The organism is Bacillus sp. 3255 (genome assembly GCF_031456485.1).
Classification (GTDB): domain Bacteria; phylum Bacillota; class Bacilli; order Paenibacillales; family NBRC-103111; genus Paenibacillus_E.
In genome coordinates this window covers 137,777-160,712 of sequence record NZ_JAVDUS010000020.1, presented here as the reverse complement: position 1 = coordinate 160,712, position 22,936 = coordinate 137,777, and the positions used below count along the sequence as shown (strand labels likewise).

At 52.8% G+C, this 22,936-nt stretch carries 21 protein-coding genes; 16 read left to right on the top strand and 5 right to left on the bottom strand.

Annotation, left to right across the window (positions count from 1 at the left end; translation table 11 throughout):
* The first annotated feature begins 27 nt into the window (after window positions 1-27).
* Together J2X61_RS27265 and J2X61_RS27260 are read left to right on the top strand one after the other, a co-directional pair.
* A complete protein-coding gene (locus J2X61_RS27265; protein WP_310192344.1) occupies window positions 28-738 on the top strand; it encodes a phosphatase PAP2 family protein in 711 nt (236 codons plus the stop codon).
* Between the two features lie 170 nt (window positions 739-908).
* Window positions 909-1,919, top strand: coding sequence for an LLM class flavin-dependent oxidoreductase (locus tag J2X61_RS27260; protein WP_310192341.1), 1,011 nt, complete (start codon window positions 909-911; stop codon window positions 1,917-1,919).
* A gap of 23 nt (window positions 1,920-1,942) precedes the next feature.
* On the opposite strand, the gene J2X61_RS27255 is transcribed toward J2X61_RS27260, so the two are convergent.
* A complete protein-coding gene (locus J2X61_RS27255) occupies window positions 1,943-2,251 on the bottom strand; it encodes a hypothetical protein (RefSeq protein WP_310192340.1) in 309 nt (102 codons plus the stop codon).
* An 86-nt stretch (window positions 2,252-2,337) separates the two neighbouring features.
* Here J2X61_RS27255 and infC point away from each other — a divergent pair, with 86 nt between their 5' ends.
* The 8 genes from infC (at window position 2,338) to J2X61_RS27215 (ending at window position 12,372) form a co-directional block, all read left to right on the top strand.
* Window positions 2,338-2,823 (top strand): translation initiation factor IF-3, encoded by a 486-nt coding sequence (gene infC / locus J2X61_RS27250; RefSeq protein WP_274467109.1) that lies wholly within the window; start codon window positions 2,338-2,340, stop codon window positions 2,821-2,823.
* Window positions 2,824-3,031: 208 nt separating this feature from the next.
* Window positions 3,032-3,532 (top strand): hypothetical protein, encoded by a 501-nt coding sequence (locus J2X61_RS27245; RefSeq protein WP_310192336.1) that lies wholly within the window; start codon window positions 3,032-3,034, stop codon window positions 3,530-3,532.
* Window position 3,533: 1 nt separating this feature from the next.
* On the top strand, window positions 3,534-4,778 hold the full coding sequence (locus J2X61_RS27240) for a M48 family metallopeptidase (protein ID WP_310192333.1): 1,245 nt from the start codon (window positions 3,534-3,536) through the stop codon (window positions 4,776-4,778).
* A gap of 133 nt (window positions 4,779-4,911) precedes the next feature.
* Window positions 4,912-7,131, top strand: a complete 2,220-nt coding sequence (locus tag J2X61_RS27235; RefSeq protein ID WP_310192331.1) for an AraC family transcriptional regulator — start codon at window positions 4,912-4,914, stop codon at window positions 7,129-7,131.
* A gap of 162 nt (window positions 7,132-7,293) precedes the next feature.
* Window positions 7,294-8,244, top strand: coding sequence for an ABC transporter permease (locus J2X61_RS27230; protein WP_310192328.1), 951 nt, complete (start codon window positions 7,294-7,296; stop codon window positions 8,242-8,244).
* Window positions 8,245-8,260: 16 nt separating this feature from the next.
* Entirely contained in the window at window positions 8,261-9,124 is an 864-nt protein-coding gene (locus J2X61_RS27225) for a carbohydrate ABC transporter permease (RefSeq protein WP_274467104.1), read from the top strand.
* A gap of 26 nt (window positions 9,125-9,150) precedes the next feature.
* Window positions 9,151-10,731 (top strand): extracellular solute-binding protein, encoded by a 1,581-nt coding sequence (locus tag J2X61_RS27220; protein ID WP_274467103.1) that lies wholly within the window; start codon window positions 9,151-9,153, stop codon window positions 10,729-10,731.
* A gap of 15 nt (window positions 10,732-10,746) precedes the next feature.
* Window positions 10,747-12,372, top strand: coding sequence for a sulfatase family protein (locus J2X61_RS27215; protein WP_310192325.1), 1,626 nt, complete (start codon window positions 10,747-10,749; stop codon window positions 12,370-12,372).
* Between the two features lie 311 nt (window positions 12,373-12,683).
* Here the strand turns inward: J2X61_RS27215 and J2X61_RS27210 are convergent, their stop codons facing one another.
* From J2X61_RS27210 to J2X61_RS27195, 4 genes are all read right to left on the bottom strand, one after another.
* On the bottom strand, window positions 12,684-13,832 hold the full coding sequence (locus J2X61_RS27210; protein WP_310192323.1) for a conserved virulence factor C family protein: 1,149 nt from the start codon (window positions 13,830-13,832) through the stop codon (window positions 12,684-12,686).
* A 71-nt stretch (window positions 13,833-13,903) separates the two neighbouring features.
* Window positions 13,904-14,491, bottom strand: a complete 588-nt coding sequence (locus J2X61_RS27205; protein WP_310192321.1) for a guanylate kinase — start codon at window positions 14,489-14,491, stop codon at window positions 13,904-13,906.
* Between the two features lie 161 nt (window positions 14,492-14,652).
* Window positions 14,653-16,461, bottom strand: coding sequence for a DEAD/DEAH box helicase (locus tag J2X61_RS27200; protein ID WP_310192320.1), 1,809 nt, complete (start codon window positions 16,459-16,461; stop codon window positions 14,653-14,655).
* Between the two features lie 181 nt (window positions 16,462-16,642).
* Entirely contained in the window at window positions 16,643-17,332 is a 690-nt protein-coding gene (locus J2X61_RS27195; RefSeq protein ID WP_274467098.1) for a YhcN/YlaJ family sporulation lipoprotein, read from the bottom strand.
* Between the two features lie 276 nt (window positions 17,333-17,608).
* Here J2X61_RS27195 and coxB point away from each other — a divergent pair, with 276 nt between their 5' ends.
* The 6 genes from coxB (at window position 17,609) to J2X61_RS27165 (ending at window position 22,869) form a co-directional block, all read left to right on the top strand.
* A complete protein-coding gene (gene coxB, locus J2X61_RS27190) occupies window positions 17,609-18,625 on the top strand; it encodes a cytochrome c oxidase subunit II (RefSeq protein ID WP_274467097.1) in 1,017 nt (338 codons plus the stop codon).
* A gap of 66 nt (window positions 18,626-18,691) precedes the next feature.
* On the top strand, window positions 18,692-20,524 hold the full coding sequence (ctaD, locus tag J2X61_RS27185) for a cytochrome c oxidase subunit I (protein WP_396135513.1): 1,833 nt from the start codon (window positions 18,692-18,694) through the stop codon (window positions 20,522-20,524).
* On the top strand, window positions 20,521-21,135 hold the full coding sequence (locus J2X61_RS27180) for a cytochrome (ubi)quinol oxidase subunit III (protein ID WP_274467094.1): 615 nt from the start codon (window positions 20,521-20,523) through the stop codon (window positions 21,133-21,135). The genes ctaD and J2X61_RS27180 overlap by 4 nt, the downstream gene beginning before the upstream one ends.
* A 1-nt stretch (window position 21,136) precedes the next feature.
* Window positions 21,137-21,454: a cytochrome C oxidase subunit IV family protein gene (locus tag J2X61_RS27175; protein WP_274467093.1), complete on the top strand. Its 318-nt coding sequence runs from the start codon at window positions 21,137-21,139 to the stop codon at window positions 21,452-21,454.
* 83 nt (window positions 21,455-21,537) lie between these two features.
* Window positions 21,538-22,395 carry a cytochrome c oxidase assembly protein gene (locus J2X61_RS27170; RefSeq protein WP_274467092.1) on the top strand — a complete coding sequence of 286 codons (858 nt, stop codon included), beginning with the start codon at window positions 21,538-21,540 and terminating at the stop codon, window positions 22,393-22,395.
* 18 nt (window positions 22,396-22,413) lie between these two features.
* A complete protein-coding gene (locus tag J2X61_RS27165; protein ID WP_274467091.1) occupies window positions 22,414-22,869 on the top strand; it encodes a DUF420 domain-containing protein in 456 nt (151 codons plus the stop codon).
* Window positions 22,870-22,936: the final 67 nt, after the last annotated feature.

Here is a 22,936-nt window from a genome sequence, read left to right as displayed (position 1 = left end):
AGATATTAATTAGGGGAGAGTTCGGTCATGCAGGGGAAATCTTCGTACAGAAATGCGGTTTGGGGAACCGGTGCGATGGTGGCGATCTGTGCGCTGCTCATCGTATTTGTGGTAATCGCTTTAAGTTTATCGTCCGGTTGGCTGCAGGTCTTCGATATGACGCTAGGGGGCGTTGTCCAGTCTTTAAGAAGCGACGGGCTCACGCCGGTAGCCAAAGGGATAACGGTGCTGGGGAAAAGCAAAGCGGAATTCGCCGTTTTCGTCGTCGTGGCATTGATCTTGCTGTTCAAGCTGAAACAAAGAGGCGAGACGCTCGTGCTGCTTGTCGGCGTATTGACGGCGTGGGGACTGAACACCGCGCTCAAATATGCGTTCGGCAGAGAGCGCCCGGCAGGCCCTTGGCTGATCGAGGAAACGGGCTTCAGCTTCCCGAGCGGACACGGGATGGTGTCGAGTTTATTCTACGGGCTGATCGGCTATTTGTTCTGGCTGGCTGTGCGCGAGCGCTTCAAGGCGGCCTGGTTGATTCCAGCTGCGACAGCCGTACTGGTCGTCTGCATCGGACTGAGCCGCATTTACTTGGGCGTGCATTATCCAAGCGACGTGTTGGCTGGATTTGCTGTCGGCGGCGCCGGGTTCATCGGATGTATCATGACGGTACAGCGTATTCGCGACCGCAGAACGAATGCCACCCCAGGGGTGGATCGTTCCAATTCCAATCCCAATTTGCCAGCATAGTGGAAAAAGAATGGCATAAAGTTAAGCCGGAGCCATACACTTGTAGTAATTGCAGATCTATGTCGTAATCGAGGACAACGCCTTCAAGGGGTTCGTCCTTTTTTTCTTTTGTATCCGGGACGTTGTATAATCAAGATCATCGGCAGATGACTCAGAAAGAAGGGATGACTATGCTGAAATTAAGTATTCTTGATCAGTCACCGGTATCTTCCGGTTTTACGCATAGCGAAGCGCTCCGGCAGACGATTCAGCTGGCGCAGGCGGCTGACCGCCTAGGCTACACGAGATTCTGGGTGTCGGAGCATCACAATTCGGTCGGCCTCGCCGGCTCTTCGCCGGAGGTATTGTTGTCAACCTTGGCGGCCCGCACCAGCCGCATTCGCCTCGGGTCCGGCGGCGTGCTTCTGCCGCATTACAGCGCCTACAAGGTATCGGAAAATTTCCGCATGCTCGAAGCGCTTTACCCTGGGCGCATCGACCTGGGCATCGGCCGCGCGCCGGGCGGCACGCCGCACACGGCCAAGGCGCTGCGGGGCGTGGGCGCCGATCTGTTCGAGGGACTTGAGCGGTTCCCGGCGCAAGTCACGGACCTGCTCGGGTTCCTCACCGACTCGTTGGAACCCGGGCACGTGTTCGAAGGCATCCGCGCGACCCCCTTGGTAGCGGGAGTGCCCCAGGTATGGCTGCTCGGCTCCACCGGACAGAGCGGGGTGTACGCCTCGCAGGCAGGCGCAGCGTTCTGCTTCGCGCACTTCATCAACGGAGCGGGCGGACAGCATGCGGTGCGCAGCTACCGCAGCTCATTCAAGCCGTCCGCGCTCAACGTCGTACCGCAAGCGACGGTGTGCATCTATGTGCTCTGCGCCGATACGCAGGCAGAAGCCGAAGTGCTCGCTACTTCGATCGATTTGCGCATTCTGCAAATGGAAAAAGGTGAATTCACCGGAGTGAAATCGCCTGAGGAAGCGGCTGCATATGTGTACTCCGATTGGGACCAGACCCGGATCAGGGACAATCGGTCGCGGATGATTATCGGCGATCCGGGACAGGTCAGGGAGCAGTTGTTGAATTTGGCCGACAGCTACCAAGTCGATGAAGTCATGGTCGTCACAGGCGGCTATAGGCTGGAGACGAGGCTGCGGACCATCGAGCTGCTGGCTGACGCCTTCGGCCTGACCTAGGCACGACGAGCACATTCGCCATATTAACGCTGCCGTTTGTTTCGTTTCTCGATCTCCTGTGTGACAACAAAGGCAAGCTCTTCGTTACCGAAGAGAGAGAGAACGCCCAGGACGGTGGCATCTTGGACATCACCGGCCTCCTCTTTGGGCACAGTCAGATCAAGCGCCTGCTGCAGGGCGGCATTGTTGGGCTGCTCCGGATAAGCGGAATGATACAGCGCAGCGGGATCCAGATCATGGTTAATGCACCACTGGGCAAAGACGAGAATCATCATATGTTCCTCGCGCTTATAATTTTCAATCATTTGTTCTTCCAGTTGTTTTCTATTCATACGAGGTCAGACATCTCCTTCAAACGGCCTAATCAGCTTTATCATACAGATGGGTTCATTATAACGAAAGTTCAGGTGCAATCACAATGATTAAGAATGACAAAATCAAAGCCTCCGAAGTTCAACTCACCGGTATGGATGGTGAAGACTTAGGCGTCATGTCCACGAAAGAAGCGCTGCAATTGGCGAAACAGCTCAAGGTCGATCTGGTCTGTACGTCGCTGATGAGCTCGCCGCCGCCTTGCAGGCTGATCGGCTCGGGGCAGGCGAAGCAGGAAGCGCTAGCCGAGAAGCAGCAAGCCCGCAAGCGGGAGCAGGGGCCTAAGGTGAAGGAGCTGCGTCTGACGCCGCAGATCGAGGATCACGACCTGGATACGAAGCTCGGTCAGGCGCAGCGGATTCTTCAAGGCGGCGATGCCGTCCAGTTCGTAGTGAAAATATCGGGCAAAGAAGGCGCCAAAGCGAAGGAGCTCCTGGAGTCGCTCATACGGGACTTGAGCGCATACGGGCGCAAGCAAACGGGCATCCAGCTCAGCGGCAAGCAAGCGTCGGTGCAGCTAGACCCGGTATAACAGCAAGCATGAACGCAGCTCCGGAGCAGGAGCGGACGTTCGTGCTTTTTTTTCGCTGTCATACAAGCGCGGTCAAGCCGCATAGGGTAGGAAGGCGGGAGAATCGCGCGGGGCTTGTGCGCAAATAATGATAACCGCGTGGGGCATCCTCTCATAGAATAGGGTAAAATGGTAGATAATACCGGCTTAACGGATATGAGGGAAGCTTATGAATAATCATGAAGATGAGAAAAAAGCGCTGGAACAAGCTGCGATTGATATTTTCCTGGAAGTATACAATCTCAATAACGATGTGCCGCTGCGGATGATCAGACAGCAGGAGAAGCCCGATGCGCTCCTGGAGGGCGCGGATGCTCAGCCTGTGGGGCTGGAAGTGACGCATCTGTTCTACGATACGGAGGAGGCCAGGCTCATGATGTCGCGTTCCGAGCTGACGAAGCCGGGCTCCGAGGTGATCGGCAACTTCATTAAGGTCATTAATGACCGGATTGCGATTAAGGAGCTGAAGTTCCAGGATTACTCGCATGAGTATCCTTGTATGCTGCTTATCCGGAATGTCTCCTTGCTCTTCGGCATGTCCGATGTGCTTAGCCATAAGCATAAGCTGGTGCAGCCCAAGGGATTGTTTACGCAGGTGTGGCTGTTGTCCAGAGATTTCACACCGGACTGGTTGTTAATTAATCTGAATGATGTAGGGAGCGGGGGATGAAATGAAACGGCTCTATCTGCTGCTTGGCGCAGCCTTCGGCCTGTATGCGTTGGGGATGATCGTGTATTTGCTCCAAGGAGATCTGTTCCGAATTCCGAATGACCTCATCGGCACGAGCGCAGACCCGCATACGTTCATGACACACCAGCAAATGGCGAAAGCCGAGTCGTTATCCCGCATCCGCTCCTTGGCCTATTTCTTAAGCGCACCGCTGCAAATCGGACTGATCCTGCTGTTCCTGGGCGTGGCTGTGCGAATTCGGAGTCTGGCGGAGAAGCTCTTCCGCGCTTCCTTGCTGCAGCTCACCGTATTTGTGCTGTTGTTCACGCTGCTGATGGACGTGCTCTTCCTGCCGGTGGATGTGTTTCTGTTCAAAGTCGATCAAGCCTACGGGTTATCCACGGAGACGCCGGCCATGTTCCTCAGCGACCAAGCCAAAGATTATCTGATTGGCAGCCTGGGGACCATCCTACTGGTTTGGCTGTTCAGAGCTGTCGTGCGATGGAGCCCCAACCGCTGGTGGTTCTGGTTCTGGCTGCTGTCCGTTCCGCTCATTGTATTCGTCACGTTCATTCAGCCTGTTGTGCTCGATCCGCTTTACAACGATTTCAAGCCGCTCCAGGATCAGGAGCTCAAAGCGCAAATTCTCCGGCTTGCCGCCGAGTCGCACATCCCGGCCGATCAAGTGTATGAAGTGAATATGTCCGAGCGGACCGCTGCGATTAACGCTTATGTGAACGGAATCGGCGGGAACGCCCGCATCGTGCTGTGGGATACGACACTGAAGAAGCTGCAGCCGGATGAGATATTGACCGTGATGGCGCACGAGATGGGACATTATGTGGAGAAGCACATCTATCTCGGGCTCGCCTACGGGATCGCGCTCAGTTTGTTAGGCCTGTGGCTCGCCTTCCACGCCTACCGCTTCTTCCTGAGACGTTGGGGCGCCAAATGGGGCATCCGGGGCGAGAACGATCTCGCCGCATTGCCTGTGCTGCTGCTGCTCATGACGCTGATGGGCTTCATCTCCGCTCCGGCGCAGAACGCCTTCTCCCGGGTGCTCGAGCATAGGGCGGACGTCTACGCGATGCGTATGACCGGAGACGGCGATGCAGCCATCCGCGCGTTTCAGCAGATTGCGATAGAAAATCTCTCCCCCGTGGCGCAGCCCAAGCTCGTTCAGTGGTTTCGCGGCTCGCATCCGGAGATTGCGGAGCGGATCATGTATTTCAAACAGTTCGAATAGCGCCATGTTCGCCGACTAGTTCGGAGAGCAGGCGCTTTCTTTGTCTGAAGCAATGCCTTATTGACAGTAGAAGCGTTTATTGACTAAGATAAACTATCTGCGGAAGATCAGATGACCAAAGGGAGGGACATTCTTGAAAGGGTTTACATACAGGCCGTTTTTTAACCGTTCCTTATTTCGCAAGCAGCTGCTTTCGTATTTCATAACCGTGCTGATCCCTACGCTAATGATTGTATCCGTATACTCTTATACGATTAGTGAAGATTTGACGTCCCAACTGGAGCAATCCTCCGACAGCAGTGTACAGCGCGTTTCCAAAAATATAGAGACGCTTATCGATCAAATCAGCTATTTCTCCTTGCAGCTGTCGTTTCTGCCGAATATGAACACGATGCTGCAGGACCCGTCCGCTTTTAACATGTACGACTACTATCAACTGAAAGAGCAGCTTCGTACGCAGGTCGTTTCGAATAAGCTGTTCTCCTCCGTATACATTTACATGGCGCTGAACGGCCGGTTTATGACTTCGAATGAGGGGTTGTTCGACGCAGGCGCTTTCTACGATAAAGAGGCATTGGAGCAGATTAAGCTGCATAGCGGTGCAACGTTCTGGTATCAAGTAAGGGAGAACGATCTGACGTTCTACAAATCGATCCCCGTCACGGCAGCCAAGCCGCTCGGCACGCTCGTCATCAACATCCCGAAAGCGCTGTTTCTGAGCACCATCTATAACATGAACAGCGGCGGCGATCAGCGGATTTTCATCGTGGACAGTAATGCGCATGTCATTTCCCAATTCAGCAACGAAGAGAATGAGGCGATTAACAAGCTTCTGGCAGCGAACGCAGCTACAGCTTCGGATACCCTGCAGAAAATTCAAATCGGAGAGACCGCCTATTTCGCCCATACCCAAGCTGTCAAAGGCAACGGTTGGACGATCGTGAACTTAATTCCCTATGTCCATTACAAAGAACGGCTGTACGAGAAAATGTCCAAGCTCCTGCTCATTGTCCTTGCGGTTTTCTTTATCGGACTGGCCGTAGCGTACGCCTTTGCCGTGAAGATGTATAATCCGTGGAAGAAAATTATTGAAGCGCTCTCCGGCTCCGGGGAAAATAAGCATGCAGCCGACGAATACTCCGTCGTGAGCGGGGCGATCTCCTCCATGATGGATACGATCAAACAGAACGAGCCGATGATGAAGGCTCATCTCATCTCGGACATTCTACGCAATAATATGACGGACAAAAGTACGATTCCGGCCCGATTGGAGCAGGTGGGCCTTACGTTCCACGAGCCGTATTATGCCGTCATCGTGGCGGTGGTCGATCCCTTGACGCAAGAGGATGCCGAAGATCCGCAGCGCAAGCTCGTCATCTACAGCATGGTGTCGGAGACGCTCAAGCGTTACTTGCCCGTGGAAGGCACCATGCTGGACGGCAGCAGACTCGGCTTTATCGTGAATTTGCCTAGAAGCCGCTGGGACGGCGAGCTGCGGGAGCTGATTCAGCGCGGTTGCGCCGACATGAACGCCGCTCTGCAAGGACAGCTGCAGGTGTCGCTGCAATTGGTCGTCAGCGGCTTGGGAGCGGCCGACCGCCTTCACGCCGCCTACGAGCAGACCCGCCGAATTCTGAATTATAAAGCGGTCATCACCAGGGGCGATGTCGTATTCATTGAGGATCACCAGAGCGAGCTGAAGTTCGTGTATCCGATGTCGCTGCAGAAGCAGCTGATTCACTCCGTGACCTCGATGAACCGGGAGAAAGCGGTCCAGTGCGTGGCCGATTTATTTGAACAATATTTATACAAGTCAAAGTATCCGCTGGAGAAGCTGCAGGGCATGATCGTCGTGCTGATGAGCTCCGTCTTGAATGAACTGCTGAAGGAAGGCCACGATATCGGCAGCTTGAACGAGGAAGTGGATATATTCAAATTGCATGAATGTCAGAATAACGATCAACTGCATCAGTTCATGATTACGCACATCCATAAAATCATCGCTTTCCTGGAAGGTCTGCAGGACAAGCAGGTCACGAATCTGTATGTGTCCAAGACGATCGCATATATGGAAGAGCAATATGCCCGCAATATTTCCATCACCGACATTGCCGATCATATCGGAGTGAGCAGCGGCCATCTGAGCCGCACGTTCAAGGCGGAGACGGGCAAGTCGATGCTCGAATTCCTCACCGAATACCGCATTAAGAAAAGCAAGGAGCTATTAAGCAGCCGAAGCGATTCGCTCCATGAAATCAGTCAGGCCGTTGGCTATAACGATGTGCAGAGCTTTATCCGGTTCTTCAAAAAATACGAAGGCATGACACCCGGTGAATACCGCAAAACGATCTAGAAAAACTGATATCAATGCGAAATTTATAACATCCGGCGTGCAATGATCATAAAATCCTCATGTTTATTGCAAACTGAGGATTTTTTTCATTCCCTTTCCCGGCTAGGATGAAAGCGTACACAACAACATGTGTAACGCTTCGGCGAAAGGAGGAGACGCTATTTGGATAAATCGGTCAAGGCTTCGGTACGTACGGGGATCGCTCCGGCGGCGCATGCCAAATCATCGGCATTCCTGAGAGGGTTTCATAAACACAAGTATTACTATTTATTGCTGCTGCCCGGGATCATTTATTTCGTCATTTTCAAGTACATCCCGATGGGCGGAGTCATGATCGCTTTTCAAGATTTCAAAATTGCCGGCAGCATGTTCACAAGCCCTTGGGCAGGGCTGAAATGGTTCCGCATTCTGTTCGAGTCGCCGGATTTCTGGGTCGCGCTGCGGAATACGGTTATCATCAGCTTCTATAAGCTGCTATTTAATTTCCCGGCACCGATCATTCTGGCCTTGCTGCTCAATGAGGTTCTGAACGGCGCTTTCAAGCGGATCATTCAGACCATCGTCTATTTCCCGCATTTCGTATCCTGGGTAGTATTGGGCGGGATCCTGTTCTCCGTATTTTCCGTGGATACAGGGCTGTTGAAGCTTCTGGGACTCTCGACGTCTCCGCTCATGAATCCGGAGGTATTCCGGGGATTCCTAGTCGGTACGGAGATGTGGAAAGAGGTGGGCTGGGGAACGGTTATTTACTTGGCGGCGATTGCCGGCGTCAATCCGGACCTGTATGAAGCGGCACGGATGGACGGAGCTAACCGCTTCCAGCTCGTTCGCCATATTACGCTGCCGTGCATTACGTCTACGATCGTTGTTCTGCTCATTTTGCGGAGCGGCCAAATCCTCAACGCAGGGTTCGATCAAGTATTTATTCTGTACAATCCGCTCGTATATGGCGTATCCGATATTCTGGACACTTATGTGTACCGCGTCGGGTTAACGATGGGCAGGTATTCCTTCGCTGCTGCAGCAGGACTGTTCCAATCGGCAGTAGGGCTCTTGCTGCTGCTGTTTACGAATTGGCTCGTCAGACGAATGGGCGAACGAGGACTTTGGTAAGGGGAGGGGGAGTGGCATGATCAAGAAAAGCATGGGGGAACGCCTATTTGAATGGTGCAATTATGGGTTTCTCCTAATCCTTAGTGCCGTGACGTTTTATCCGTTATGGCACGAAATATCGATTTCGCTGAGTACGTCGTCCTTGGCGATGAGAGGCGGCCTGTTCTTATGGCCGAGGGGGTTCAGCCTTGACGCTTATGGCCAGGTGCTGTCCTCGAGCTTTATTTGGCTGGCCTACCGCAACAGCATCATTGTAGCCGCAGCCGGTACCGTTCTTCACGTGCTGTTCACGGCAACGACGGCGTATCCGCTTAACCGCAAGAGCCTTCCGGGCGTGAAATTGTTAACGATCTTAATTATTTTCACGATGCTGTTCAGCGGCGGCTTGATCCCGACGTATTTGCTTGTCAAAAGCTTGGGCATGATCAACACGCTGTGGGCGCTCATGATCCCGGGACTGATCTCGGCATTCAACGTCATCGTGATGCAGAGCTTCATGCGATCGATTCCGGAGGAGATCGAGGAGTCGGCGACGATGGACGGAGCCAACCCGCTGCGGATCTTTTTTACGATTATTTTACCGTTATGCAAGCCTGTACTGGCGACGATTGCCCTGTGGGAATGCGTTGCCCTGTGGAACAATTTCATGCAAGCGCTTATTTACCTGAATGATAAGTCATTGTACACGCTCCCGTTGCTGATCAAGGAAATTATCGCGGGTCAGCAGACGGCTTCGGAGTCCGGGCAATTCACGGTGTTTTCCGCCGAATCCGCCGTAGCGGCTACGATTATTGTCTCGATAATTCCGATTCTCGCAGTCTATCCGTTCCTGCAGAAGTATTTCATGAAAGGCACGATGCTGGGTTCCGTCAAATCCTGATATGACAATAGTGGAGGGGTCTTAGGATGAAAAAAATGAGCAAAATGCTATCGTTGGTCTGTGTCACATGTATGATGGGAGCTGTTCTCGCAGGCTGCGGCGCCGAGAATGAAACGGCGGGCAGTTCCAGCACGGGGGCGGATAACAGCGGCAAGGCTGCCGGCAGTAAGTCCCCGGTGACGTTTAACATTTTCATGAACGCGGGAATCCCTGAATATCCTGAAAATGGCGGGGAGGCCAAAGCCAAAGTGATCGCCCAGATGGAGAAAGCAGGCATCCAAGGCGTCGATTATAAGGTCAGTCTCCTTGCCGGAGACGAGTTCAAGACCAAACTGAACTTGCTGGCTTCCTCCGGGGAGCTGCCGGATTATTTCAGTGTCGATTCGACTACGCTGGCGCAGTATGTCAATCAAGGGCTGGTGAAGCCGCTCGACGATCTGTTGGCGAAGGCTCCGCACTTAATGAAGGTTGTGCCGAAGGAGCGCTGGGAAGGCGTTAAGTTCGACGGCAAAATCTATGCCATTCCATACGGGGTTCGGGCGGAATCGTTCAATTCCCCGAATGTCTCCGGCTTGCTGTTGCGGCAGGATTGGCTCGATAACTTGGGCCTTAAGAAACCGAAGACGCTCGATGAGCTGCACGATGTGCTGAAGGCTTTCTCGATGAACGATCCGGATAAAAACGGGCAAAAGGATACCTACGGGTTAGGCGGCAACAAAATGTCCATGTTCAGCTCCATTTTCGGCGCTTTCGGGATAAGCCTTGTCTCGCCGGGGACGACAGGACCGGTGTACTGGACGGAGAGGGACGGTAAAATTGTGAAAAGCTTCGTACTGCCGGAAACCAAGCAAGCGCTTGCCCTCTTGCAGTCGTGGTACAAAGAGGGCTTGATCGACCCTGAATTCCTAGTTATGGAGATCAAGCAGGGCGAATCCAGAATCGTCAATTCCAAGATCGGCGCTTATGAAGGCGATGTGTTCCATGTGGATCCCAAAGGGCATCAAATCCCTGAGGCGCTGGTGAAAGCGACGCCGACGGCGAAGCTGACGATGGTCGCTCCTCCCGTGGGGCCGACAGGCAAGCAGGGCATGCCGGAAGTGAATCCGTTCGCCGGGGGCAGCTTGCGGGCCGTCAGCGCCAAAGCCAAGGATCCGGAGAGATTGATGCAGATGCTGGATTGGTCGGTGAGCGAGGAGCCGAACGGCGGGATCAACCTGGTGACTTATGGGGAAGAGAACGTGGACTATACCTTCGATGCGGCCAAAAACTTAATTACGCAGAAATCCACGTATACGGAGCTGTATAAAAAAGGGTTCTCGAATCCGATCCGCTTCGTTCAGGTGACGGACCGCCGCTGGACGAACGAGGACGTTCGCGGGGCGCTCGATATTTCCTCGAAATATTTGCTGAAGAACGCGCTATGGAAAACGGTGCCTGCCGAGCTCGATTACCCGGATCTGGAGAAGAAGCTGTGGACCGAGTACTTCGTGAAGATTGTCACCGGCGTCTGGTCCATTGATAAGTTCGATGAGTTCGTACAAAAGTATTATCAGCAAGGCGGACAGAAGATTGAACAGCAAGCTAATGAGCTGTGGAAGAAGGGCTAAGGAGGGAAACCGCGGATGGCAGGCAGGGATGAGAGAGGCGCAGGATCGCAAGCAGGGATAGGAGCAGCTTCGGAAGCGGAATTAAGAGCTGGGGCAGGCGGAGAGAGAAGGGCAGAGGTGCAGGCAGAGACGGGCTCGAAGGCGCAGGCGGAGAGTCAGACCGGGACTGGGGCAGAGACTGGGAGCCAGGCTGGGGCCGAAACTGGGACCAAAGCTGGGACCAAAGCTGTTACCAAAACTGATACCAAAACTGATACCAATGCGGGGACCAAAACTGAGACCAAGACACCAACGGGGAGGAAGCCGAATGTCATCGTCTTCTTCACGGATCAGCAGCGCTGGGATACGGCCGGGGTGCATGGCAACCCCCTCGATTTGACGCCGAACTTCGATCGCATGGCGATGGAGGGGACGCACGTCTTCAACTCGTTCACATGTCAACCGGTATGCGGTCCGGCGAGGTCCAGCCTGCAGACCGGGAAGTACGCCACGGAAACGGGCTGCTACGTGAACGGCATTCCGCTGCCGCAGGAGTCGCGGACGCTGGCCCATTACTTCCGGGAGCACGGATACCGAACGGGCTATATCGGCAAGTGGCACTTGGCTGACCGTGAGCCTGTTCCCCAGGATCAACGAGGCGGCTATGACTATTGGCTGGCTTCCAATATTCTGGAATTTTCCTCGGATGCGTATGACACCGTGATGTACGACAACGACGAGAGACCGGTTAAGCTGCCGGGCTACCGGGTGGATGCGCAGACGGATGCGGCGATCCGGTATGTGGACCGGCATCAGGACGATCCTTTCTTCCTGTTCCTCTCGTACATCGAGCCGCACCATCAGAACCATGCCGACAACTATCCGGCACCGATCGGGTACGAGGGACGTTACAGCGGCAAGTATGTTCCGGCGGATTTGGCGGCGTTGGGCGGAACGGCACACCAGCATCTAGGCGGCTACTACGGGATGATCAAGCGGCTCGACGAAGCGCTTGGCCGCTTATTCGACGCGCTGAGAAGCCTCGGGCTGGAGGAGGACACGATCGTGCTCTTTACTTCGGATCATGGCTGTCACTTCAAAACGAGGAACAGCGAGTACAAGCGCTCCTGCCATGACAGCTCGATTCGTGTGCCGACCGCGCTGACCGGCGGCTGCTTCCAAGCCGGCGGCCGCTTGCAGGAGCTGGTCTCCTTGGTGGATATCCCGCCGACGCTGCTGGATGCCGCAGGCATTCCGGTTCCCACGGATATGCAAGGCCGTTCCATCCTGCCGCTGCTGCGCGGCGAACGGGCGGACTGGCCGGAGGAAGTGCTCGTCCAGATCAGCGAGTCGCAGGTCGGCCGGGCGATCCGGACGAAGCGCTGGAAGTACAGCGTAAGCGCGCCGCATTTGGACGGCAACCGGATCAAGGGCTCGGAAGCGTATACCGAGGAGTTTCTCTACGACCTGCAGGCCGATCCGCACGAACTGTGCAACTTGGTCGGGCTGGAGCCGTACCAGGGCATAACCGCCGATCTGCGGGAGCGGCTCATTCGCAAGATGCAGGAAGCGGGAGAGTCGGCACCGTCGATCGAGTCCGCGCAGCCGAGAAAGCACGGCGCGCGGCGCGTTTCGGTGGAGGAGCTGCGCGTGAAGCTGTAACGTAAGGCTGCCGACCAGGCGGCAAAAAAGGCTAGTGAAGAGCGGAATCGCTGCTTCACTAGCCTTTTGGTGTATATCGAAGGGATCCGGCCTGCGGGCTAATCGACTAACGGACACACCAGCTCTTATTCACCCCAATCGAGCGGTTGTGAAATTGTAACGGACATGGCAGCCGTTATTCTCTCATTTCCGCGTGATTTCACCTTGCCATCGGGCAAATAAGGTCCCTGGTGTCCGTCAGATCTGCAGCGCGGCTGAATTCAGGGAATTAACGGCCGCGGTGTCCGTTAGACCTGAATGATGCAGACCGTTTACAGCTCATTCCGCCGCGTCATTTGCTGCCATACGGAGCCCTCGGCGGCATGCCCGCCTTCGATCCGCTCCAGCGCGATCTTCACCTGCATGCGGACCTCGAACTCGGGGTCGTCCGCCGCTTCGTGCAGGTCCTTCAGCACGGAGCTGTCGCCGACTTCGTATAAGAAGCGCGCGGCGCGCCAACGGACCAGCTTGTTGCGGTCCTTGAGCGCCTTCGCCATGGCCGGCATAGCGGCCGGGTCGCCCAGATCGGACAGCGTATCGCCCGCTGTCCGGCGCACTGAAGCCGTATCGTCCTCCAAGGCGCGATACAGGTAAGGCAGTACCTCGGGCTCCTTGATGTCCCCGAGGTACACCGTCGCCAGCCGCCGGATCGACGTGTTCTCGTCCTGCAGGGCATGGACGAGAAGCGGCAGCGTCTCCAGCGACGGCTGAATCCTCTGAAGCGCGGCGTAGCGCAGCTTCCAGTCGCTGTGGCGCAGCTGCTCCAGCACTGCGCCTGCTTCCAGGCCGGCTTCGGCATCCGCGGAAGCCGCGGCCGGGGTCTCCTGCATCGCCATGGAGACCAGGGATTCGACGCGGGCGGTGTCATAAGAAGCGTCCAGTTCCTGGACGACTTCGCCCGCGATGTCTTTGAGCTCGCCGTAGCGCACGCCGAGCTCTTCGAGCTTCCGCTCCTTGATCAGGTTCGGCGATGCCGTACCTGCGCGGACCGCCGCCTCGGTGAAGCGTTCGGGCATGGCCGCCCGAACTTCTTCACTGCCGGCGCGCACGCGTACCTGGAGCGGGATGCCGCGGAACATCTGCACGAGGACTTGGGCCTCGCCGAACGAAACATCGGCCTCCGGTTGTTCGGCCATCAGTCCGGTTCCGGACGCAGCCCCCGCAGCTTCGCCGAAAATGTCCCGGGCCTTGGCCAGAATGAACTGCCAGTCCCCTTTGGAGGTGCGGTCCAGCGCGATGAAGTCGGCTGCATGGAACACGCTGATGACGCCTTGAACGGCCATCAGTTGGCGGATAGGTTCCGGAGCCCCGGCGATGTTATCCTTGGTATAGGTGGTACGAACCCCTGCGGGCAGGGATTCATCCATGTTCAGCTTCATGGAATTCGGGCTTGGTGTAGGTTCGATAGAAATGATTTTCATAACGAAATGCTCCTTTCCGTCAATTGAAAAGACCCGGACGCATGACGTCCAGGCCTGTTATAGGCTGTATGTTAATCCAGATCAACCAGATTCCGGTTCAAATATTTGTCCAACGTCTTGGTCAGATCAAAAACGGTATGGGCCAGATCCACATTCTCGAAGACGTGATCGCACTGATCGCGGTAAGCCATCTCATCTTCATAATGAGAGAGATATTTCTGAATCATGTCTTCGGAATCTCCGCTTTCTCTCATCCGCTCCTCGAGGGTATTCCGCTGCGCATAGATGAAGACAAGCACGACGCGGTCGCCATACAGCTTCTTGAGCGTCTCCGCACCGAAACGGTTCAAGATCAAATAAATGCTGCCGCTATTCTCGAACATATGTTCAATATCGGCGCTTTTGATGCCATATAAATGATCATTGACGGTACTGACCTCAATGAATTCACCGTTTGCCTGCGCCTGGACGAATTGGGCAGGGGAGATAAAGTGATAATCTTGACCGTCTTCCTCGGTTGCTCTCGGAGGTCTGGTGGTGTAAGAAATCACTTGCTTCATGCCCAGTGTAGATCCCGACATTTCAGCAACTGTTTTACGACCAGCTCCGTGCGGACCGGTGAATACAAAAATCATTTCCTTGTCCTTTAATGCGTACATGGAACATACCTCCTTATTTGTGAAAAGTGGGGGGTAAATCCTACGTGCCTGCAACGGTGTTGAAACGATTTTTGTCTAAGTAGGATCATTTTCAACCATAGTTATATTTTACATGGTTCAGGTTGTTCGGTAAAGGTCTGGCTTTGAAAACGCTTTTTCGACTAGCGGTTTCTGCCGCGTCCGCCTTTCGGCGCACCGTCTTTAGATGCAGATCCGCGAGGTGCTGATCCGCGGGTTCCACTGCCGCGAGGCGTGCCGCCGCGTGCGCCGAAGCTTTCGCTGCGGGAGCCGCGCTCCGCACTGCCGCTGCGCGCGCCGAAGCTGTCGCTGCGGGAGCCGCGCTCCGCATTGCCGCCGCGTCCACCGCCGCGGCCGCCGCGGGAAGCACCAGCGGCATCGTTACGTTCCGTACCGGCGTACTTGTTGTACGGCGAGAAGGAACGATCGCCGTTCTGTACGGTGCGCTTGCGGTCTGCACCTTCGCTGCGGCCTGCTGCGCGCGGAGCGCGCTCATCGCCGCGGCCCCAAGTGACGCGCGTCTTGCCAGCGCTTCGGCTGTCACCGCGGCCCGTTTCCACGCCTTCGGGTTCCTTGCTCACGGCGCGGCCCCATGTATTCGGATGGCGCTCCGAATTCACCTTCGACGGCCGTGCGCCTCTAGGCGCATCGCCGCGGCCTGTGCGGCCTGTGCCGTATTGCACGCCGGCTCTGTCTTCGCGTGCACCGGATCGGCCCCGGCCCTGGCGGCCTTCTCCGGCTCGCTCGCCGCGGCCAGTGCGGGAGCTGCCGCCGCTGCGGCGCCCGGAACCTCTGCCGCTGTGCTCAGCGAATTCCTCCGAAGTGGAGCGTACGCGGCGCTGTTGAGACTCGCCGCCGCGCAGCGACATTTTGATGCCTTTCTCGATCAGCTCGATCGTCGGCATATCCCGCTGCGTTGCGAAGGTAACGGCAACCCCCGTCTCACCGGCGCGGCCCGTACGGCCGATTCGGTGAATATAGCTCTCGGCATCCTGCGGTACATCGTAATTGAACACATGCGTAACGCCTTCGACATCCAATCCGCGTGCGGCAATGTCCGTTGCAACCAGGAGCTCGACGCGGCCATCGCGGAATCGTTTCATGACTTGCTCCCGCTTGGCTTGGGACAAGTCCCCGTGCAGCTCGTCGGACATTAGGCCCAATTCCTGCAGGGCTTCATTCAAGGCGATGGCTCTTGCTTTCGTACGGCAGAAAATCATCGCCAGATAAGGTCTGTACTGTTTGATGGCCGCAACCAAAGCGTCTAGCTTTTGGCGGTCGGTCGTCGGTACAAGCACTTGCTGAATTTCCGTCAATGTGACTTGTTTGCTTTGAATTTTGATCTCTCGCGGTTCTTTCATATAGGCCTTGGACAAGTTCATCACTTGGTCAGGCATGGTAGCGGAGAAGAGCAGAGTTTGGCGATAAGGAGACGTCTGGGCAATGATATCCTTCACTTCATGAAGGAAGCCCATGTGCAGCATCTGATCCGCTTCATCCAATACAAGTACTTTCAATTTATAGAAATTGATAGAACCGCGGCGAAGATGATCCAGCAGCCTTCCCGGAGTTCCTACTACTATATGTATGTTCCCTTGAAGTTTTCTAAGCTGTTTTTCTACATCCTGGCCGCCATAGGCCGCAAGCACCTTAGCTCCCGTAACGGGGGCTAGTGTTTTCAATTCGTTGGTGATCTGAATCGCGAGCTCCCGCGTAGGCGTCATAATCAGAGCTTGCACATCCGTGCTTTCTACATCGATGGTCTCTAATATCGGAAGAACGAAGGCTAGTGTTTTGCCTGTGCCTGTCTGTGCTTGTGCAATAACATCCGTGCCTTGCAGCAGCACGGGGATAGCTTCTCGTTGAATGGGGGTCGGATCTACGACGCCTCCTGCTTGTAATACTTGGACAAGACGTTCTCTAATTCCTAATGAGGCAAATCCATTTGACATGGTAAATTGGCCAGCTCCCTTTTTCCTACTATTTATAGGGAACTTTGGTCATTGACCAAAATCTCCCCGGTGTAAGACGATTCCCCCATTGTACAGGAATGCCAGACAAATGAAAACAGGAGCCGGCCTACATGCAGTAATTATCTTCTTTATATATAGAAGAAATTCATCAGAACGTTGTTTAATCTTCCGGCAAAACCTGCGCCGTACCGAAAACCCGTGATACGGTCTGGTTGAAATCCGTTAAAAGCGGCATCAGCGAATGCCCTTTCCAGCTTTCTTGCGCATAGTTGTTCATTTGGTTAAGAAAATCACGGTTGGCGGAAATGTAAACATCCATCACACTTGGTTGAAGCAGACGAATTTTCTCAGCCATAGCTTGTTTGAAACGATGGGAGAGAAGATCGTGATGAATCGCTGTTTCATAACTATTATATCCATTGCTTAGATCATTGGAGGGCAGATAATCGTTGAACGGGGCATTATCATTATAGAAGCCTTTCAGCGTACCTTGGTTGTTTGCTTCCTTGGTCGTGCCTTTGGTGCCCGTTGCGCTGCTGTCGATCATTAGGGCGACATAGGCGTTTTTATCCGTTGTCATAACGATGGCCGTATTCACACCATTCATGGCATTCAGCTGATTGGATAGGAATTGGTTGTATTCCAGCTTCGTATTATCGTGCTTGACCGGTCCGTAGAGCTGTTGCGTTTGGTAGGCTCTCTCGGAATCTGTCGATTTGTCGACAGGGGATCCGAAGTTGGTATGGTCCGGGCTCTTGCCATATTCCCTTCCGCCTTCCGTACATCCGGTTAAAGCCAGCATGAGGAATAGCATTCCAGAAATAGGAAAACCTAACTTACTGAGCATCATAAATGACCTCCCTTATCGCGTGTAATGTCTATTAGGATGGGATGTTTCTCTCCTTTTATTCGTGTTCACAAATATACACTTTTGTGCATAGAGAGGTGGGTGTATGGAAATAGCCATGGAGGGAAAATATATCGCTACAGAGCGGTTTAAGAACAATTTGTGAACTCTGCTCCAGCGATTGACAAAAACTTTTCACGAATTTATAGTTAATAAAGTGAATTGACATGGGCATGGCCATCGTGGTAAAAATAATGTTTTAAAAGTGGGGTTGATACAATGAGTCGATTGAAAAAGTTATGGCGTCTGCTACCCCTTCTAGCGGTAATGACGTTCTTGCTAACCGGGTGTGGAGACCCAACTCTGTCTGCTTTACAGCCAAAAGGTCCTGTTGCATCAGAGCAGCTATTCCTGATGAAATTAAGTCTCTTTATCATGGTTTTTGTCGTAATTGTCGTTTTTGCAATTTATGCGTATGTTTTGGTTCGCTACAAGAAACGCGATGGCGACAACAGCATACCGAAACAAGTGGAAGGAAGCCACGTGCTTGAGATCATCTGGACCGTCGTTCCGATTCTCTTGCTGTTAGTGCTTGCGGTGCCGACAGTATCCTACACTTTCAAACATTCTAAGAATTACACGCAGGACAAAGCCGCCGTTCACGTCAAAGTCACTGCACATCAATTCTGGTGGCAGTTCGAATATCCGGATCTGGGTATCGCAACAGCTCAAGAGCTTGTTGTACCAAAGGATAAAATCATTGCATTCGAACTCGTTTCCGCGGACGTTTCTCACGCATTCTGGGTACCATCCCTGGGCGGTAAAGTAGATACGAACCCTGGAATCTCCAATACGCTTTACTTGCAAGCTGATGAAATCTCCACGTTCCAAGGAAGATGTACAGAGCTTTGCGGAGCTTCTCACGCCTTGATGAATTTCACAGTTGAGTCTAAGAGTCAAGCTGATTTCGATGCTTGGGTAGCGAAAATGAAAGCGCCTGTTACTGTGCCGGCAACTGCACAGAAAGGTGAAGAACTTTTCAAAGAAAATTGTATGTCTTGCCACGCTGTTACAGCTAACGGCCCTGGTGTTGCTCCGAACCTCAAAGGTTTCGCAGACCGCGATACGCTTGCTGGTGTTCTGGAACATACGCCTGAGAAAATGGCTTTATGGATACATAATCCACAAGAGCAGAAGCCAGGTAACAAAATGCCGGCCTTCGGCAAAGAAGCAGGCGGCAAGCTTGACGATGCCCAAATTAACGATATCGTTCAGTACTTACAGACTTTGAAATAAACTTCTCAGGTAAAGGAGGTTCATACGTTGGCTCACTCTCATCCAGTAAAAAAACATACCGGACTTATGGATTGGCTTACAACAGTCGATCATAAGAAAATCGGTATCCTGTACTTACTTGCGGGCGGGTTCTTCTTCCTCGTAGGTGGACTTGAAGCCATTCTGATTCGGATTCAGCTGGCTTACCCCGACCAACATATTTTCGTCGGCGATGCATTTAACCAATTAACAACGATGCACGGAACTACGATGATTTTCTTTGCGGCGATGCCGGTCATCTTCGCATTCATGAATGCCATCGTTCCTCTACAAATCGGTGCAAGGGACGTTGCGTTCCCATTCGTGAACTCGCTTGGTTTCTGGCTGTTCTTCGCGGGCGGCATTCTGATGAACACAAGCTGGTTCTTGGGCGGTGCACCGGATGCCGGATGGACGGGGTACGCTCCGTTGTCCTCGATCACGGACTCCGGTTGGGGCCAAACGCTTGAAAATAACTTGCAAGGAACAGACTTCTATGTACTCGGTCTGCAAATTGCCGGTATCGGTACGCTTATCGGGGGGATTAACTTCCTCGTTACTATCATCAACATGCGTGCACCTGGTCTGACATATATGCGTATGCCGATGTTTACATGGGCTGCATTCATCACATCCGGTTTGATCGTTCTTGCTTTCCCTGCCATTACAGTCGCCTTGGTTGAGCTGATGTTTGACCGTGTCTTCGGCGGAGCATTCTTCGATGCAGCCAGAGGCGGTAACAACGTACTATGGGAGCATCTATTCTGGATCTTCGGTCACCCCGAAGTTTATATCTTGATCCTTCCTGCATTCGGTATCATCTCCGAGATCGTTTCGACGTTCTCTAAGAAACGTCTTTTCGGATATAGCTCCATGGTCTTCGCAACTGTGTTAATCGGTTTCTTGGGCTTCATGGTTTGGGTTCACCACATGTTCACAACAGGCTTGGGTCCGGTTGCCAACTCGATCTTCTCGATTGCAACGATGGCGATTGCGGTTCCTACAGGCGTTAAAATTTTCAACTGGTTGTTCACGCTATGGGGCGGACAAATCCGTTTCACAACGGCGAACGTCTTCGCAACGGCTTTCATCCCGACATTCGTTATGGGTGGAACGACAGGGGTTATGCTCGCGATTCCAGCGGCTGACTTCCAATATCACGATACGTATTTCGTAGTAGCTCACTTCCACTATGTTATCGTTGGTGGTCTGGTACTTGGCTTGTTCGCAGGTCTGTATTACTGGTGGCCCAAAATGTTCGGCCGCATGCTGAGCGAAGGTTTGGGTAAATTGCATTTCTGGTTGTTCTTCATCGGCTTCCATTTGACGTTCTTCCCGCAGCATTTCTTGGGTCTGATGGGGATGCCGCGTCGGGTATTTACGTACCAGCCAGGCTATGACCTGGAAGTAGGGAACTTGGTTTCTACAGTAGGCGCATTCTTGATGGGTCTTGGAACTATCGTGTTCTTGATCAACATCATCTCTACAATGAGAAAACCGGTTACAGCTGCAGCCGATCCATGGGATGGCCGCACATTGGAGTGGGCAATTCCTTCACCTGCACCTGAATACAACTTCAAACAAACTCCGCTCGTTCGCGGATATGATGCACTTTGGAAAGAGAAAATGGCTGGTAACAAACAGATGACTCCGGCTGAACCTGTTGGTTCGATTCATATGCCGTCCGCGTCGATCCTGCCGCTCGTTATGTCCATCGGCTTGTTCATTGCAGGTTTTGGTTTCATGTACAAAAACTACATTGTTGCAGGCGCGGGTTTGGTCATCACCCTGATCGCGATGTTCTTGCGTTCGGTCTATGACGACCACGGTTGGCATATTGAGAAAGAAGAGCTTGAAAATGACAAGGGGGTAAAGGCATGAGTAGTCATCACACGGGCGCACTGCCTGCTAATCCGGAAACGGCTACCCTCGAAGGGAAAAATAAGGTCCTCGGATTCTGGTTATTCCTTGGCGCCGAGGTTGTATTGTTCGGTTGCTTGTTCGCGACTTACATCGCGCTTCGCAACTCTGTTCCAGATGGTCCTACAGCAGAGGAAATTTTCAAGCTCAGCACAGTGGGCTGGTCGACATTTATCCTCTTAACAAGTAGTTTGACAAGTGTATTCGCGATTATCGCGATGCACAAACAAAAGCTTGGCCAACTATTGTTCTGGCTGTTGATTACGGTATTGTTCGGTCTTTCGTTCTTGGGTCTTGAGATTTATGAGTTCGTTGAGTATGTTCACGAAGGTCATAAGTTTACAACAAGTGCTTTCTCAACTTCGTTCTATACGCTTGTCGGGTTCCACGGAGCTCACGTAGCGTTCGGTATTTGCTGGATTACGCTGTTGATTTTACAAGGACTGAAGAAAGGTCTTACCGTTGTTACAGCTCCTAAGTTCTATGTAGCAGCACTGTACTGGCACTTTATTGACTTGGTTTGGGTATTTATCTTCACAGTCGTTTATCTGATGGGGAAGGTGGGTCACTAAGATGAGCAGCAACTCTCATGATACACACGCACCTAACAAACGAGTCAAACATGAATCTCCTTTGAATCACTACTTGTCTTACATTATCTCGATCCTGTTGACCATGCTTGCATTCGCAGTCGTTCTTTACGGAGACTTGGATCGTTCGTTCATTCTCATCTTTATCGTGACTTTGGCCCTTGTGCAAGCGGTCATTCAGTTGTTCTTCTGGATGCATGCCAAAGAAAGAGGTCACTTATTTCCACTGATCTTCATTGCGGGTGGAGCTTTCGTAGCTCTGACTGGTGTAATTACAGCCGTATATTGGATGTGGTGGTAAGCCATCAAGGAAGAGGCAACTTTGTCTAGGCAAAGTGCCTCCTCTTTGTTTTCAAGCGAGTTGAAAGGAGAAAGAGATCAGCTATGGGCCAAATTGGTGGATTTTTCGAGTTGTGGAGTCCTGTATTACTATTGGTGGTCGTTGTTGTCGGATATGTATATCATCGCTTTGTCACTAAGGGGAATGGGCAGCCTGCAAATTTCGAGACGGTTTCGGCCAGCCAGCGGATCTCTTTCTACAGTGGACTCGCGCTATTCTACATCGGTCAAGGCAGTCCGATTAATTATATCGGCCATCACTACTTGTTCAGTATGCATATGCTTCAACAAACGCTTCTGTATTTAGTCGTGCCGATTCTGATCTGGCAAGGGATGCGGGGATGGATGCTGCAGCCGCTGATGAAGAATGCTATTTTCCGCGTTGTGCTTACCTTTTTTACCCGTCCGCTCATTGCGCTTTTCTTATTTAACATGCTCTTCTCGATTTATCATATGCCGGTGATTATGGATTACTTGATGACCAATGATCTGGCATTGTTCGGCTACCATACGGTACTGCTGTTTACAGCGTTCATGATGTGGTTCCCTGTCTTCTGTCCGATCGATGAGCTGAATCGCTTGAACGATCTGAAGAAGATGGCCTATATCTTCGGTAATGGCGTCTTGCTGACACCGGCCTGTGCGCTTATTATTTTCGCAGACACGATCATTTATGACATGTATGCGAATGTGACGGTGCCGTTCCCTCATTTGTCGCCTCTTGATGATCAACAGCTTGGCGGTGTTCTTATGAAAATCGTTCAAGAAGTCGTCTATGGCGGTGTTCTTGCGTATATCTTCTTCCGTTGGTATCGCAGAGAGCGGAAGGATGACGACGATATGGAGCTGACGGAAGTACAAGAGGGCTTGAATAATCAGGGCGGGAACTGGAATCGCGCTTAGAAGAAAGGATTTAGGGAGATGCACATTTTACCGACGATTTCTACGATGTTTATTGTGATCAGCGCCATCTTTGTCGGGTTCGGCTGGTATCATATTGTGAAAGGCAACCGGGACACGCATCAGAAGCTGATGGTCCTGGGAGCGATCTTCGCATTGGCGTTCTTCATTATCTATATGTCTCGCACGCTGTTCGAAGGCAATACTTCATTTGGCGGGCCCGAGAGCTTGAGGCTGCCGTATCATTTATTCCTATTCTTCCATATTGCTCTGGCAACGCTCGGCGGTGTTCTTGGTTTGATCACGCTGTGGCTGGCTTATAAGAACAAGTTCCTGAAGCATAAAAAGGTTGGAAGAGTGGCGGCGATCGTGTGGCTGCTTACAGCGCCTACCGGTGTGATGGTGTATGTTCTGCTGTATCTGATGTATCCGGGCGGTACGACGAAGCCTGTGATTGATGCGATATTTGGTTTATAAAAGAAAACCGAGCCTGTGGATGTTCACGGGTTCGGTTTTTTTGTTGTGAGCAAATACTAACGGACAC

Coding starts and splice junctions, on each gene's coding strand:
- J2X61_RS27265 (WP_310192344.1), top strand. CDS start 28: ATGCAGGGGAAATCTTCGTACAGAAATGCGGTTTGGGGAACCGGTGCG.
- J2X61_RS27260 (WP_310192341.1), top strand. CDS start 909: ATGCTGAAATTAAGTATTCTTGATCAGTCACCGGTATCTTCCGGTTTT.
- J2X61_RS27255 (WP_310192340.1), bottom strand. CDS start 2,251: ATGAATAGAAAACAACTGGAAGAACAAATGATTGAAAATTATAAGCGC.
- infC (WP_274467109.1), top strand. CDS start 2,338: ATGATTAAGAATGACAAAATCAAAGCCTCCGAAGTTCAACTCACCGGT.
- J2X61_RS27245 (WP_310192336.1), top strand. CDS start 3,032: ATGAATAATCATGAAGATGAGAAAAAAGCGCTGGAACAAGCTGCGATT.
- J2X61_RS27240 (WP_310192333.1), top strand. CDS start 3,534: ATGAAACGGCTCTATCTGCTGCTTGGCGCAGCCTTCGGCCTGTATGCG.
- J2X61_RS27225 (WP_274467104.1), top strand. CDS start 8,261: ATGATCAAGAAAAGCATGGGGGAACGCCTATTTGAATGGTGCAATTAT.
- J2X61_RS27220 (WP_274467103.1), top strand. CDS start 9,151: ATGAAAAAAATGAGCAAAATGCTATCGTTGGTCTGTGTCACATGTATG.
- J2X61_RS27215 (WP_310192325.1), top strand. CDS start 10,747: ATGGCAGGCAGGGATGAGAGAGGCGCAGGATCGCAAGCAGGGATAGGA.
- J2X61_RS27210 (WP_310192323.1), bottom strand. CDS start 13,832: ATGAAAATCATTTCTATCGAACCTACACCAAGCCCGAATTCCATGAAG.
- J2X61_RS27205 (WP_310192321.1), bottom strand. CDS start 14,491: ATGTACGCATTAAAGGACAAGGAAATGATTTTTGTATTCACCGGTCCG.
- J2X61_RS27200 (WP_310192320.1), bottom strand. CDS start 16,461: ATGTCAAATGGATTTGCCTCATTAGGAATTAGAGAACGTCTTGTCCAA.
- J2X61_RS27195 (WP_274467098.1), bottom strand. CDS start 17,332: ATGATGCTCAGTAAGTTAGGTTTTCCTATTTCTGGAATGCTATTCCTC.
- coxB (WP_274467097.1), top strand. CDS start 17,609: ATGAGTCGATTGAAAAAGTTATGGCGTCTGCTACCCCTTCTAGCGGTA.
- ctaD (WP_396135513.1), top strand. CDS start 18,692: ATGGATTGGCTTACAACAGTCGATCATAAGAAAATCGGTATCCTGTAC.
- J2X61_RS27180 (WP_274467094.1), top strand. CDS start 20,521: ATGAGTAGTCATCACACGGGCGCACTGCCTGCTAATCCGGAAACGGCT.
- J2X61_RS27175 (WP_274467093.1), top strand. CDS start 21,137: ATGAGCAGCAACTCTCATGATACACACGCACCTAACAAACGAGTCAAA.
- J2X61_RS27170 (WP_274467092.1), top strand. CDS start 21,538: ATGGGCCAAATTGGTGGATTTTTCGAGTTGTGGAGTCCTGTATTACTA.
- J2X61_RS27165 (WP_274467091.1), top strand. CDS start 22,414: ATGCACATTTTACCGACGATTTCTACGATGTTTATTGTGATCAGCGCC.